We start from the raw sequence: 13,835 nt of genomic DNA on the forward strand, positions 1-13,835 counted from the left end.
TATCGGAGGTCCCACATGGCAGGATTTTTATATAAAGGAATACTGCTCCAGCAGCACAAGGAACCGGCGCTTTCGCGCGATCTGCGCGAATTTCTCAATGCCGACACCATCGGCGTGCTGATGGACCGCCCCGCCGTCGAGGACCCGGACGCACTGACGCCGGATGATATTATCGCAATCGCGCGCGACGCGCACATTATCGACGAGCGCGACGGCCGGTCGCTCCATGAGAAGCTTGAGGGATTCCGTGCCGCGCCGGCGCGCCTGCTTGTCGCTGACGCAATCGACGACGAACCGTATATTTCCAGCCAATTAAATCCTATGCTAAAAAATTCTGCGCAAAGCGTCAGCGGCCTGCGCCTCGCCCAGAAAGCGACCGGCGCGGCCAAGGCGCAGTTCGCCGTATATAAAAATCTGACCGATCTCGACATCCGTATCCCCAGAAAGCTCGGCGGAGTCCGCGTCCAGCGCATCCGCGGCCGTTATCCGGCCGAGTATCAGGCGTCGATGTTTTTTGCTGCTAAGGAAGATGTCGCGATGGTCGGCGTCGGCGCGTTGATCCATCTTGCGCGGGCGGTCGCGTTCAATAAGCCTCAGACCACCACTTTTATCACCGTCGCCGGCGACTGCATCGGCAATCCCACCAATCTTGAGGTTTCGCTCGGTATGACGGTCGGCCAGGTGCTTGAGCGGTGCGGACTCATTGAGGACCCCGCGCGCGTCGTTGTCGGCGGCTCCATGACTGGATTTTCCGTCATGGATACCGACAATACGCTTGTCACACCGGCCACCCGCGCCATTTTAGCGTTTCATGAGGATTTCAAGAGCCTCAATATCGGCTGTATTGGCTGTTCCCGCTGCGCGCACGCATGTCCCAAAGGGCTGAACCCCTTCTATCTCTACCGCAGCATTCAGAACCGCCGGTATGGCCTGTTTCGCGTACTCGACGCGCAGATGTGCATTGGCTGTGGGACATGCAGCTATGTCTGTCCGTCCAAGCTTGATCTTTCTGAAACCATCCAGCGGGCGGCGCGCGAATACCGGCCGATGATCGGTTCCATGCGTACGGCGTCCGCGCTCCAGGCGAAGGAAAAAACAGCCGAATATGAAAGCTATATGGCTGATTACCGCCTGCACCGCGCACAGATCACGCATCGCCGCGCGCTCAAGGCGGCGGACCGTGATCTACGGCGCAGCCAGACGCAGGCGAAGGCAGCGCATACGGCGGCTGTCGCAGCGGCAGACGGCGCACTGGCTGAAGCCCTGCGCCGCCAGCAGGCTACAAACCGTGAGATTGACGCCGCGCTCGCCGCGGCGCAGAACGCCCGCCAATCGCAGGAGCAGACCGCCGACCGTGCGCTGGCCGATGCAAACCGCGCAAAGCTTGACGCTGAAAGGGAGGCCGACCGCATCCTTGACGCAGCGGATGCGGCGCGCCGGACCGCAGAAAAGCAAGCGGACCAGCGGCTGGCAGAGGCGCTGCGCGCCAGGCAGGACGCTGAAAAAGAGGCCGGCCGCGCGCTCGGCGCGGCCGGAGCAGCGCGGCAAGGGTCCGAAAAAGCGGCCGATCAGACGTTGGCGGCGGCGTTGCGCGCCAGGCAGGACACTGAAAAGGAGGTCGACCGCTCTGTTGAACACGCGCGCAAGGCCAGAGACGCCGCTCTGCGCGAGGCTAATAAGGCTTTTGAAGCTGCGCTGAAAGCACACGAAAACGCCGAGCGCGACGCGCAGAAGGCGCTCGACCGCGTTATGAAGCAAAGCGGCGCGACCGCAGAAGCGCGCACATCCGCACAAAACGCGCTCGAGAGCATCAAGGCGGCCGGACCCGGCCGCCGGGAAAGCGCGCAGAAAGCGCGCGACGCCGCCAGACAAGCGGCGGCCAACGCACTCAAGCAGGCGGAGGACGCCGCCGGGCAGGCAAAGGAGCGCGCAGCCCGGCTTTACGAGGAAGCGCAGAAGCAGAACCGCAGCGCAAAGGTACAGGCACAGGCCGGCCTTGAGGGCGCGCAGGAGCAAAACCGCATAGCCAAGATCAAAGCGGAGGCGGCTTACGAGTCGGCGCAGGCCAAAAACCAGCAGGAAAAGTTGGATGCGCAGGGCGTCTTTGAAGCGGCGCGGGAGCAAAACCGCACAGCCAAGGCGCAGGCGCTTGCCGCGCTGGAATCAGCGCAGGAGCGCGACAAGCAGCTTCGCGTGCAGGTGATTGCCGTTTACCGGGAGGCTGAAAAAGCCGCCGCCCTGGAGCGCGCCGAAGCGCAGACCATATATGAGGCAGCGCAGGCTGTCCACGCCAAGGCGCTTACGCAGGCGCAGGCGGACTATGACGCGCGGCAGAAAGCGATTGCAGACAACGATCGCGATACCCGCGAAAAGATTGAGCAGGCGCTTGAGGACGCGCGCGTCGAGGCGCGCGTCTACCGCGGCGAGATGGAGGACGCGCGCGCGGCCGTCACCGGACGTGCTGTTTTGGTCCCGTCAATGCGGCAAAGCCCGCCGCAGGATAACGGCGCATCTGCACAGGGCATTTTCGCGGACAGACCGGACGAGCCTGTCGTAGCGGCTCCCGTGCAGGCGCCGCAGACGCAGCTCCCGGTTGAGCCCTCCACGCCTGAGCAGACGGAACCTGAACAAGCGGACAGCGGGCCGCGCCTCGATCTCGATATCGACAGCCTGTTCCGCGAGGCCATGCCCCCGCCGCCGCTGACGGCCGATATGGCGGAAGACGGCGCGGACGACGCTGTGGCGCCTGTTCTGACCTACGAGCAGGCGTCCGGCGAACCGGAGCCAGCCGCCATGCCAGAGCAGGCCGGCACGCCTGATCATGAGGATGCCGCGCGTATGGACGGCGCGGATGAACCTGCGCTCGCCGCCAGCGGACGGTATAGCTGGCAAAAAAATGATGAACCGTCTGCCGAAAAGGGGGAGGACGACCGTTGAAACTGAATCGAAGGGCAGCGCCCCACATCCGGCATCAGGAGAGCAGCCGCACCCTGATGAGCGATGTTATCTTACTGCTGCTTGTGCTGTGCGCGCTCGGATTTTTGTATTATGGACCGCGCGCGCTAATGGTCTGCGCAGCCGCCGTCGTCCCGGCTGTCATCACAGATGCAGTGTGCACGCTCCTGCGCGGGCGGACGCCAAACCCGCGCGATTTATCCCCTATTGTCACGGGACTGATCATCGCAATGATGATGCCTGCGGCCGTTCCCTATTATGTACCGGCCGCCGCGTCGGTCTTTGCGATTACAATTGTCAAACATCCATTCGGCGGGACAGGCCACAACCTGTTCAATCCCGCGGCCGCCGGCTTTTCTTTCGCGGCGATCTGCTGGCCCGGGCTTGTGTTTATGTACCCGATGCCCTTTGACCGCCTGCCTCTTTTCGGCGACGTCACAGCCACGCTTTATCAGAATCCGGCATTTGTAATCAAGCTCGGCGGCATCCCTTCAAACGACATCACCTCGATGCTGCTCGGCAACTATCCCGGACCGATGGGCGCGACCAATATCCTGGTTGTGGCCGCGTGTCTTGGATATCTTCTGTTCCGGCACACCGTGCGCTGGCAGCTTCCGGTTCCGTTTCTGGCCACCTGCGCGCTGATCGCGTTTTTATTTCCGCGCGTTGCGGGCGACGGGATACAATCCGTCATCTATGAGCTGATGTCCGGCGCTATGCTGTTTGGCGCCGTGTTCTGTATCACAGACCCAGTCACAAGCCCCAAGCGGGATACTTCGCTGGCCGTTTACGGCGTCTTTGCCGGAGCGATTACCATGCTGTTCCGCTATGTCGGTGGTTATGAGGAGAGCATGTCGTTTGCTATTTTGTTTTCAAACGCGTTCGTCTCCCTGATTGACCGCTATAATGAATCCCTGCACCGGATGGTAAGGAGGAAGCATCTTGAAGCTAGAAAGAGTAAGGGCAGTGCGAAAACGCAGCCGTTGGTTTGACGGCCTGCTGACGCGCAACCCTGTGCTTGTCGGCGGGATGGCGATACCATTTGCGGTTGTGATCACCACCAGCCTTAAAAACAGCGTCTCCATTTCGATTCTGCTGGCCTGTTCGCTAATCCCAACAGTTCTGCTCGCGTCGCTGGTCGGCGCACGTCTGCCGCGGTGGGGCGCGCCGATTCTTTACACGCTGTTTTCCCTCGCGCTTATCGTTGCCTGCGTGCCGCTGATCCTGCCGATTTCGCCGGAGGTCGCCGATTCGCTCGGCATCTTTGTGCCGCTTTTGTCGGTCAACACGCTGCTGCTGACGCTCTGTGGACGCTACGCCGGCAGACGCAGCAAGCCCTTGTTCGCGCTTGTGGACGCCGTTTCCTACAGCGTCGGCTTTGCGCTTGTCATGTGCCTGCTGGCGCTGCTGCGCGAATGGTTCGGCACGGGTACTGTCTGGGGCGTACTGGCGCACGCGCCGTTTACACTCGGCGGCGTGCAGATGACCTTTGCCGGTTTTATTCTGTTGGCGCTGCTCAGTGCGGCGGCGCGTTTTCTCCGGCGCGCGGTGCTGCTTTTGATCTATCGCAGCGACAACCCGCGCACCGCGCCACCATCCGCATAATCCGCCGCGATGCGGCGCCGCCCGCCTTTTCGCCGCGGCCTGTCAGTCTCCTTTTGAAAACAAGCCCTGCTCCACGGGAGGAACACGATGACTTATATCTCCGAATTTTTGATCGCCGCTTTTACCGCGGCCATATTACAAAACGCTGTTTTTGCCCGCGGCCTTGGCGCGAGCGGTGAAACGCTTGGGCTGAATACGCCGCGCGGCATTCTGCGGTTCGGCGCGTTTCTGACGTACATTGTAACGCTGTCCGCGGCGCTGGCGTGGCCGCTCAATCATCTGCTGCGCCTTTACCGCCTCTCTTCACGGCTCGGGATCCGTTACCTTTCAAGCATTACAACGCTGCTGTGTATCTGCCTTGTATTCGCCCTGACATATGTGATCACACGCGCCTGGCTGCCGCGCCTGCATTATGCGCTGCGGCCGCTCGCGCTTACCGCGGCGCTCAATACCGCTGTTCTTGGCGCAATCCTGCTGGCCTTTTCAGGCGGGTATGGCTATCTGAAAACCTGCGGCTTTGCCTTTGGCTCGGGCGCGGGGTATACGCTTGCCCTGCTGCTGATCAGCGAGGGACGCAAGCGTATCGCGCTTTCAGATGTACCGCGCGCTTTCCGGGGGCTGCCTGTGGCGCTTCTGTATATTGGGATCCTCTCGCTTGCAATCTATGGCCTAATCGGCCATCAGCTTCCAACATAAAATTTGCTCCCAGCCCACAATGAGAACCTGTCTTCGAACCTGTATTCACAGCCGGAGGATGCTGGGCAGGCGAGGAGTTTTATACCTGATCCAGGCGAATTTTTGCAGGAGGGCTGTCGCCTGGCAAGAAAATTTAACACCAGCGGATAAAACGAAAAGCGTAGGCAAGCCTTTGAGGATTCACGAGTATTTTTGTGAAAGATGCCGGAATAAAGCGCCGCTGTCTAGAGTGCGGCGACTTTGTCAACAGGCCCAAGGGCGCTGAAGGGGACTTCCCCGCATATACCCGCCGCATGAAGCGGCGCGAAAGATGGTGGTGAAACGATGGCAAAAAATTATAAGATAAAGCGTTACAACCATATTTACCGGGGAAAGCAGCCGCTACGCGCACGGCTGCTGCGCTGGACCGCGACGATCGCCGTTGCGGCGGTGTTTGCTTTCATCGGATGGAACGCCTATGGGCCGATCCGCGACTATTTCGCCGGTACGCTCCTGTCCGCGACGGCCGATGACGAATCTTCCTCCAGCGTGCCGGAGGAAGACGCGTCCGCAAGCAGCGGTCAGGCGGCCGCAGAGCCTGAGCCGCCCGCCGCGCCTGTGCTGCCGGCGGAGCTGCACGCCGTTTATCTGCCGGTTTCCATCATTCTTGACGAGGCGCGGCTCGATAGTATGCTCGACGCGCTTTCGCGCACGGATACAAACGCCGTTTTGTTTGATCTGAAGGACACAAACGGAACCGTGCTTTACCGCTCGCAGCTTGAATTGGTCGCCCAAGCCAAGGCACAGGCGCAAAATCCCTATGATCTTGGGCAGCTCTGTGAAAAGCTGGAGAAGAAAAGCCTCGTACCGATCGGCCGGCTCAATGCTTTTCGTGATCCGACTGCGGCCAACCGTGTTTCCGAGGCATGCGTTAAATATATGAACACCGACACCACCTGGCTTGACAATTCGCCTGAAGCGGGCGGCAAACCGTGGCTCAACCCTTACTCCGAGCTCGCGCAGGCCTATATCACGGACATTGCCGCCGAGAGCGTCTCAATGGGCGTGCGCCGCGTGATGCTGGATAATGTGAGCTTCCCCGTCGGCTACGGACTCGAGCTGGCAACGTATGGGCCGAACGCGTCCGGCAAGACGCGTTCCGACGTGCTGGCTGAATTTATCGACGCGGCTGACGCGCGCGTTGAAGCGCTTGGGGGTGAAGTCAGCGTATACATCACAGGGCTGGCCGCGCTTGGCGCAAACAACACCTATTACGGTTCCAACCCGCTCGCGCTTGCGAACGACAACGTCACAATCGGCGTGATGCCGGCCCAGTTCGGCGACGCCTTCACGCTGGAAAGCTTTGCGCTTGAGGCGCCTGTGCTTGATCCGGGCGGTACCGTCGATTCCCTGCTCAAATTTATTGCGCCCGACCTGTCCGGCAAACAGGTTACTGCCATGGTCCAGGCGTATCCGGCCGACTACACGCTGACGAATAATAAAATGTACACTGCGGAAGATATAAAAGCGCAGACCGGCGCGGCCGCCGGCAACAATGTCGGCAGCTACATTATTTACCATCCAGACGGCGCCTATCCGGCGCTGTGACAAAACTGCTTACAGGAGGTGCGGGCCATGTCCTTTAAAGTCCGCCTGTTTTCGGGCGCGCCTGATTTTGAAACTCTGCATGTTGCCAAGCTGCGCGATTATCCGCTTGAACCGCGCGACTACAAGCCCTATGCGCAGGCGCGCATTTGTTTTGCTGCGGACGGGCTGCATGTCCAGCTCCTTTCGTTCGAGTCGGAGCCGCTGCCACAAAGCGAGGCGCGCGCTGTCCTTGCGCTCACGCCCAGCGCGCCGCCGCTGATTGTTTCCCTGCGCGCCGACGGCGTTTTTTCCATCCGACGCGGCGGCGCCGATCTGTTGGACAGCGGCCGGGCCTTTGTGCATCCCTTCCAGGGTGAGGATTTACAGGGCGTTTACTGGGGTGGAAATATCCATGTGGAGCCGGCTGCATATGCCGGGGACTTTGTCCCGCATAAGGACGCCGCTTTTTTCGGGAATTTTTACAAGCTCTGCGAGCATTCAAAGCGCCCGCATTATGGCAGCTTTTATCCCGCTGACTTTTCGCAGCCGCTCGATTGTGCCGCCAACCTCGGTCCCTTTATCGTAATCGACTATTGACAGCCGGGAGAGGACCGGCAAATATGAGATGAACAGGAGATGCTCCGCACGGCGCATCTCTTTTTTTGGAAAATTTGGGGGCAATCGGTGCAAACTACAGAACAGGGAGGCCGGAGCACACATGAATGTATTTGATATCATTGGGCCGATCATGATTGGCCCGTCAAGCTCCCACACGGCGGGCGCTGCGCGGATCGGCAGGATGGCCGGCGCGCTGCTGGGCGCGCCGGCCGTGCAGGCAGAAATACGCCTGCACGGCTCGTTTGCCAAGACATATCGCGGACATGGCACCGATAAGGCGCTGATTGCGGGTATCCTTGGAATGAAACCGGACGACGCCCGTCTGCGCGACAGCCCCGCGCTTGCAAAGCAAGCAGGGCTGTCAGTCACCATCATTCCCGACCATATTGAAAGCGCACATCCAAATACAGCGCTGATTGCACTGACGGCGGCGGATGGACGCCGCGTCAGCGTACAGGGCGCATCGGTCGGCGGCGGAAACATCCTGATCACAAGGGTCAACGGCATGCCGGTGGAAATCACCGGGCAATACGCCTCACTGATCGTGCTGCACCGCGACGCGCCGGGCACCATAGCCGCCGTGACGGATTGCCTTGGCAGCTATGGCGTCAATATCTGCAATTTCAGACTGGCGCGCGAGCAGAAGGGCGGCACAGCCGTGATGACAATTGAAACGGATGGCAGTATCGACCGCGCGCTCAACGAAAAAATCCGCGCGCTGCCCAACATTATCGGCTCCACACGTCTTGAGCCTGTATGAGCAGCCGTGGAATTTTTTCAAGTTCTGCTTATGCCGTGCACCGCGGCGGAATGGGGGATTTATATGGAACTGCGATACAATAACCTTGCGGGCCTTGTCTGTGCGGCGACAGAAAGCGGCCGGCAGATTTCAGAGCTTGTGCTGGCCGATCAGGCGGAGCAGATGGAAAAGGACCCGGAATTTCTTTTTCAGGAGATGGACCGCCGGCTCACAGTGATGGATGAGGCAGCCGACCAGGGTGTACAGCCCGATCTACGCTCCACAAGCGGACTGACCGGCGGCAGCGCCTATCTGCTGCGGCTTGCCGCCGGCAGTGGAAATACGCTCTGCGGCAGCGTTTTCACACGCGCGCTGGCGCGTGCGCTTGCCGTTTCAGAGCTGAATGCCGCGATGGGGCGCATCGTAGCCGCGCCGACCGCCGGCTCCTGCGGGATTCTGCCCGCTGCTGTTCTGACCATGCTGCACGACCGCAGCGTACCGCGCCGTGCGTGTGTTATGAGTCTATTTACGGCGTCCGCTGTTGGAATGGTGATCGCCAACAACGCATGTCTTGCCGGAGCGCAGGGCGGCTGCCAGGCGGAGTGTGGTTCCGCCTCAGCGATGGCGGCCGCAGCGCTTGTGGAGCTGGCGGGCGGTTCTCCAAAAATGGCCGCGCACGCTGTCGCCATCGCGCTGAAAAATATTCTTGGGCTTGTCTGCGACCCTGTAGCGGGACTGGTGGAAATCCCCTGTATCAAACGCAATGCGTCCGGCGTTGCAAACGCTTTCACAGCCGCTGAATTGGCGTTGGCCGGCGTCACAAGCGCCATTCCTGCCGACGAGGTCATCGTCGCCATGAAGCATATCGGCGACGCGATGCCCTCCGCCCTGCGTGAAACGAGCGAGGGCGGGCTTGCGGCAACACCCACCGGCCGCCGCCTGGCCGCTGAATTATTTGGCATGTGAACAAAAAAGCCCGGCGTCACAGAAAATCCGTATCAGCGCTAAAATTTGTAACGGTACAGGCCGATTATTGAATGTGCGGGGGCGTTCATGAGGAAATCTGTCACTTAAATTCCTTTTATCTCCATTTTTCTCGCCAATTTACCATTATATGTAAAATTCATGACAAAACGGTAACAAAATAAAAAGAAAAAGTTACAAACTGGTTACAAAAACACTTGACATTTCCTTTTCGCTACGCTATAATTGGTAACAGTTAAGGGATTGGTTGGAGGACCACCCGCAACAAACCAATTTTAGAAACTGATTTTTGCAAGGAGGATATTTGCAATGAACATGAAAAAGGTTCTTTGCGCGATGCTCGCCGGCGCTACCGTCCTGAGCATGAGCGCAGTCTCCGTGTTCGCTGCCACTGTTGGGATGCGGAATGCATATGACGGCGACGGCGAGGTGAGCGATAAGGTGCCTAACGGCCTTGGCGCTTGGAACGGCCTGCTTTCCTCGACTCTGTCGATCGATCCGATCCGCCCCGGCTCCACGGTTTATATCCCGCTGTATGGGAACATGAATGATGCGCTTAGAGCCAGCGGCGGTTTCCTCGCTTATTGCGAAGACATCACCGATACGGATTACTTCAAGTACAGTCTCAAGAAGGACACCAACGGCAAGCTCATCAAGAACATCACCGTTGTCGACGACAAGAAGCTCGGCGATTATGACCGCGCCGCTTATCTGAAGATCGAGGTGGCCGACACGACCGCTACCAGCGAGAACAAGACCACTGGTACAATCGAGTTCAAGGCCAAGAACGATCTGAGCTACTATGCTAATAAGAACAATAAGCCGCGCAGCTCTGGCGCAAATTCTGGCACTATTCCCTTCAATTGGACCAAGAACGACACTCTGTCCATCAAGTACACCATGTGGGTTTCCAACGAGACCGTCGGCAACGATGACAACCCGGATACGGGCGACGGCATCGTGATGAAGCCGGATTCGAACGACACGAACGTCCTCATTTGGGGCGATGATCGTGCGGCGCTCGAGTTCGAGTCTGACGACGACGCTTCGAAGTTCTATGCGAAGCTCTCCACGAAGTCCATGGGCGACATCTACACCGAGTACGGCGATCCTGCCGATGCGGATCTGTGGTTCTATGACTTTGTCGGCAGCTCCACAATCCCGTCCACTTCCCGCGCTTGGCTGACCCTGGGTGTTCCGTGGGATGACAACGATGATTACACCCCGGATCCGGACGCTTGCTATATCTACGAGCTCAATGCTGACGGCTATCTGGTCGACGTGACCCATAAGTTCAGCTTCAGCGAGGATGCTCGCGAGATCCCTGGCTGGTCCATCCAGACCCGCACGCTCGGCACCTATATCATCTCCGACACCGAGCTTGATGTTGACAACTCCTATGTTGATCCCGGCGAGACTGGTAACAGCAATGCCCCGACCACCTCTACTCCGGACAAAAACATCCCGAACACCGGTTCCAGTGACATGGTGAACGTGGCCGTTATGGCTGGCGTCCTCTCTCTGGCCGTTGCCGGCGCTGTTGCGTTCCGCAAAGCGAAATAATCTATCCTAGTTTAGATTCTTTCTGAATAAAATCCCCGTCGGTTGCCTCCACAACCGGCGGGGATTTTATAAATGATCCGCAAAGCATAAAAGCCGCCCAAGCCAGGCGGCTTTTATGCTTTGCGGATGCTGCCCGTGCTGTGAGGCAAAACGAAAATGGCGGGGGGCGCCAAATCAATTTAATGTAAACATATCGCCTCTGTAAAACAGCCCCGCGACAATCCCAGGCTTGCCGCGGGGCTGTTTAAATGGCATTCAGCGCGCCAGCGCAGGACCAAGCGTATCCTCCAAAAGGGCGCAAACGCTCTCATCCGTTCCATCATAAGACGCAATCAAATTTCCATTGCAGTAAAATGTACTAAGCTCCGATCCATGCATATCCGATACAAACCGGCTGGCTGCTTGCGCCGCTTCGGCAGCATCTGCATATTCATACAGGGTAAGCTCTCCATTTTCGCCCAAATTAGCCTCATATCGGGTGCCGCCACCGCGCCAATGGAACACGGCCTGTCCAAGCTCACCCGAAGCAAGCAAACGCGAGGCAAGCTGTTCGGCGGTTTCACCTGTATCCGGGCTGTTGTCGGATGACCCGGACAACAGCGCCAATTCAATATAAGATGACGTCGCCGACATGTCCACATCAGATACGTCTGAAGCACATCCCACAAGAAGCAGCAGCGCCGCAAGTGACGCCGCAAAAATTATTTTACAATTCACCGGCCGATTCCCTCCCCTTTGACCGGCTGGTTAGGGCTTGTTTGAAAGCAGATGAATCACCATATTTTTCAAACAAGGCTTAGTCCAGCTGCTTAAACAGTGCGGTTTCTGTAAACAATTGCTGCATCCATATGGTAAAATTTTTCATCAAGCAAACACTTTACGAGTCCCGCATATGGCTGTACTATGTTCGCCGTACAGAAAAACAGATATGCGGCATATCTATGCCATAATAGTGCTTCACGAACATTCCGCGCGGATTCATATCCATGCGGCGCGCCACACGCTGCGAAGCAAAATTTGTGTCACGGATAATTGAAAAAACCTCGTCAAAGCCGAGCATATCAAACGCATAATTGCGGCATGCACATGCAGCCTCTGTAGCATAGCCGCAATGCCAATGGGCGCGTTCCAACAGATATCCGATCTCTGGCACATAAGCGCCGCCGCAATCCTGCATTGTAACGCCACACTGGCCGATCATTCGGCCCGAATCACGCAAAAAAACACCCCACAGCCCAAATCCATATTTCGCATACCGGGCACGCTGCCGGTCAAGCCATGCCTGTACTTCTCGGTCGTCGAATGCGTGCGCATAGGCGTACATCGTCTGTTCATCCTGTAAAACACGTTTCATCGCATGCAAATCCGTCTGCTCCAAGGTGCGCAAAAACAGGCGCGGCGTTGTAATAACCGCGCCTGAGACAGGTTGCGTCATTTCAAAAACCCTTCGATGATCTTGGCCTCCGCTTCCTCCTCGGTCAACCCGAGCGTCATCAGCTTAACAAGCTGTTCCCCGGCAATCTTGCCAATAGCCGCCTCATGGATGAGAGATGCGTCTATATTTGCGGCCGTCAACTCCGGAATGGCGCTTACAACACCCTGATCCATGATGATCGCATCACATTCCGAATGGCCCGTGCAGCGTGTATTTCCATTGATACGCGATCGAAACACCTGGCGCGACAGTCCGCGCGCAACAGAACGCGACACAAGATCAACGCCCGCGTCCTCTCCGTCGAGATCGACTGTAAAATCAGATTCAGCCGTCTGTACGCCGTGCGTCATGAGCTTTTCCCGGATTACAAGCCGTGCGCGCGGCCCCAGTGACGCCGTTGTCAAACGCTTTGTTGAATCGACGCCCTTGATCTGCGTTGTATCCATTTTCATGTAACCGTCTTCTGCAATTTGTACCTGTGTCTGTGGATTGATAATCCGCTTGCCGGTTCCTTCCCCCGTTCCAACATGCTTTTCCAGATAAAGCACACGCGCGCCTTTACCGATGAAAAAACGATGAATGCCATTGTGCTGTGCTTCCTCCTCCCCATCGCTATGCACGCCGCATCCGGCTACAATCGTTATATCGGACCCATCTCCAATATAAAAATCGTTGTACACAAGGTCATGCACGCCGGCATGTGTGACACAGGCAGGAATATAGACAGATTCCCCTGTTGTCCCGGGCAAAACCCGGATATCAATGCCCGGTTCGCTTGTTTTTGGTGTGATACGGATATGATCAGTCGATTGACGGCCGGCGCACTGCCCATCCTCCCGAATATTATAAGCGCCAGCCGGTTTGCCGGAAAGCTCCGACACAATTTCCATAAGCATCTGTGTGATCTTATTCATAACAGCCGGCCTCCTTTGTACAAAACGCACAACGTTCGCCGCCACAGACCAGGCTGGGCAAAATTTCGTCGCGCGGGCCTTGGCGGACGACCCTGCCATCGGCAAGCACAATGATGTCGTCCGCAATCTCAAGAATTCGCTCCTGATGCGAGATGACGACAATCGACCCCTTTGTCTGCGCGCGCAGCTTCTGAAAAACGTCGATCAAATTTTGAAAGCTCCACAGATCGATACCCGCTTCCGGTTCGTCGAAAATGGAAAGGCGCGCACCGCGCATCATAACCATCGCAATTTCAATGCGCTTGATTTCACCGCCGGACAAGCTCGCGTTCACCTCACGGTCAACATAGTCCCTCGCGCAAAGCCCCACATCGCTGAGCGCTGTACAGAGCCGCTGTTCACTCAAGCTTCCCCCCGCGGCAAGTTCCACAAGATCACGCACTGTTAACCCTTTAAAGCGCACAGGCTGTTGAAATGCAAATCCGATGCCGAGCCGCGCGCGGTCGGTAATCGATTTTTGTGTGATATCCTGTCCGTCAAGCAGCAGCGCGCCGGATGTGGGCACGGTAATCCCCGCGGCCACACGCGCAAGCGTCGACTTACCGCCGCCGTTCGGTCCTGTGATCGCAACAAAACGGCTGTTGCCAATTGTGAGATTGACGTTGTGCAGAATTTCATGATTGCCGTCGATATCAACGCTGATCTGCCGAAGTTCCAACATGATCAAGCACCAGCCTCTTTCCAATAAGTTAAAATCAAA

General features: G+C 57.7%; 13 protein-coding genes. 9 read left to right on the forward strand and 4 right to left on the reverse strand.

The window, feature by feature from the left end:
* The first annotated feature begins 15 nt into the window (after positions 1–15).
* From FMM72_RS12730 to FMM72_RS12770, 9 genes are all read left to right on the forward strand, one after another.
* Positions 16–2,937: a 4Fe-4S dicluster domain-containing protein gene (locus FMM72_RS12730; protein ID WP_162221640.1), complete on the forward strand. Its 2,922-nt coding sequence runs from the start codon at positions 16–18 to the stop codon at positions 2,935–2,937.
* Complete coding sequence (locus FMM72_RS12735) at positions 2,934–3,947, forward strand: RnfABCDGE type electron transport complex subunit D (protein WP_162221641.1); 1,014 nt, start codon at positions 2,934–2,936, stop codon at positions 3,945–3,947. Before FMM72_RS12730 ends, FMM72_RS12735 begins: the two co-directional genes overlap by 4 nt.
* Positions 3,898–4,560: an Rnf-Nqr domain containing protein gene (locus FMM72_RS12740; RefSeq protein WP_162221642.1), complete on the forward strand. Its 663-nt coding sequence runs from the start codon at positions 3,898–3,900 to the stop codon at positions 4,558–4,560. Before FMM72_RS12735 ends, FMM72_RS12740 begins: the two co-directional genes overlap by 50 nt.
* 87 nt (positions 4,561–4,647) lie before the next feature.
* The gene (locus FMM72_RS12745) at positions 4,648–5,256 is read left to right on the forward strand and encodes an Rnf-Nqr domain containing protein (RefSeq protein WP_160208931.1); all 609 of its coding nucleotides are present in this window, start codon (positions 4,648–4,650) and stop codon (positions 5,254–5,256) included.
* 324 nt (positions 5,257–5,580) lie between these two features.
* A complete protein-coding gene (locus FMM72_RS12750) occupies positions 5,581–6,843 on the forward strand; it encodes a putative glycoside hydrolase (protein WP_162221643.1) in 1,263 nt (420 codons plus the stop codon).
* A 27-nt stretch (positions 6,844–6,870) separates the two neighbouring features.
* Positions 6,871–7,419 (forward strand): hypothetical protein, encoded by a 549-nt coding sequence (locus FMM72_RS12755; RefSeq protein ID WP_162221644.1) that lies wholly within the window; start codon positions 6,871–6,873, stop codon positions 7,417–7,419.
* Between the two features lie 121 nt (positions 7,420–7,540).
* The gene (sdaAB, locus tag FMM72_RS12760) at positions 7,541–8,200 is read left to right on the forward strand and encodes an L-serine ammonia-lyase, iron-sulfur-dependent subunit beta (RefSeq protein ID WP_162221645.1); all 660 of its coding nucleotides are present in this window, start codon (positions 7,541–7,543) and stop codon (positions 8,198–8,200) included.
* Between the two features lie 63 nt (positions 8,201–8,263).
* Positions 8,264–9,145: an L-serine ammonia-lyase, iron-sulfur-dependent, subunit alpha gene (gene sdaAA, locus FMM72_RS12765; RefSeq protein WP_160208927.1), complete on the forward strand. Its 882-nt coding sequence runs from the start codon at positions 8,264–8,266 to the stop codon at positions 9,143–9,145.
* 327 nt (positions 9,146–9,472) lie between these two features.
* Positions 9,473–10,726, forward strand: a complete 1,254-nt coding sequence (locus tag FMM72_RS12770) for an LPXTG cell wall anchor domain-containing protein (protein ID WP_162221646.1) — start codon at positions 9,473–9,475, stop codon at positions 10,724–10,726.
* A 255-nt stretch (positions 10,727–10,981) separates the two neighbouring features.
* Here FMM72_RS12770 and FMM72_RS12775 read toward each other — a convergent pair whose 3' ends face one another.
* From FMM72_RS12775 to FMM72_RS12790, 4 genes are all read right to left on the reverse strand, one after another.
* Entirely contained in the window at positions 10,982–11,443 is a 462-nt protein-coding gene (locus tag FMM72_RS12775; protein WP_160208925.1) for a hypothetical protein, read from the reverse strand.
* Between the two features lie 184 nt (positions 11,444–11,627).
* Positions 11,628–12,161, reverse strand: coding sequence for a GNAT family N-acetyltransferase (locus FMM72_RS12780; protein WP_160208924.1), 534 nt, complete (start codon positions 12,159–12,161; stop codon positions 11,628–11,630).
* Positions 12,158–13,075: a SufB/SufD family protein gene (locus tag FMM72_RS12785; RefSeq protein WP_160208923.1), complete on the reverse strand. Its 918-nt coding sequence runs from the start codon at positions 13,073–13,075 to the stop codon at positions 12,158–12,160. Before FMM72_RS12785 ends, FMM72_RS12780 begins: the two co-directional genes overlap by 4 nt.
* A complete protein-coding gene (locus tag FMM72_RS12790; RefSeq protein WP_162221661.1) occupies positions 13,068–13,796 on the reverse strand; it encodes an ABC transporter ATP-binding protein in 729 nt (242 codons plus the stop codon). Before FMM72_RS12790 ends, FMM72_RS12785 begins: the two co-directional genes overlap by 8 nt.
* Positions 13,797–13,835 lie beyond the last annotated feature (39 nt).

The sequence above is a fragment of the Anaerotruncus colihominis genome, assembly GCF_010206195.1.
GTDB lineage: Bacteria > Bacillota > Clostridia > Oscillospirales > Ruminococcaceae > Anaerotruncus > Anaerotruncus colihominis_A.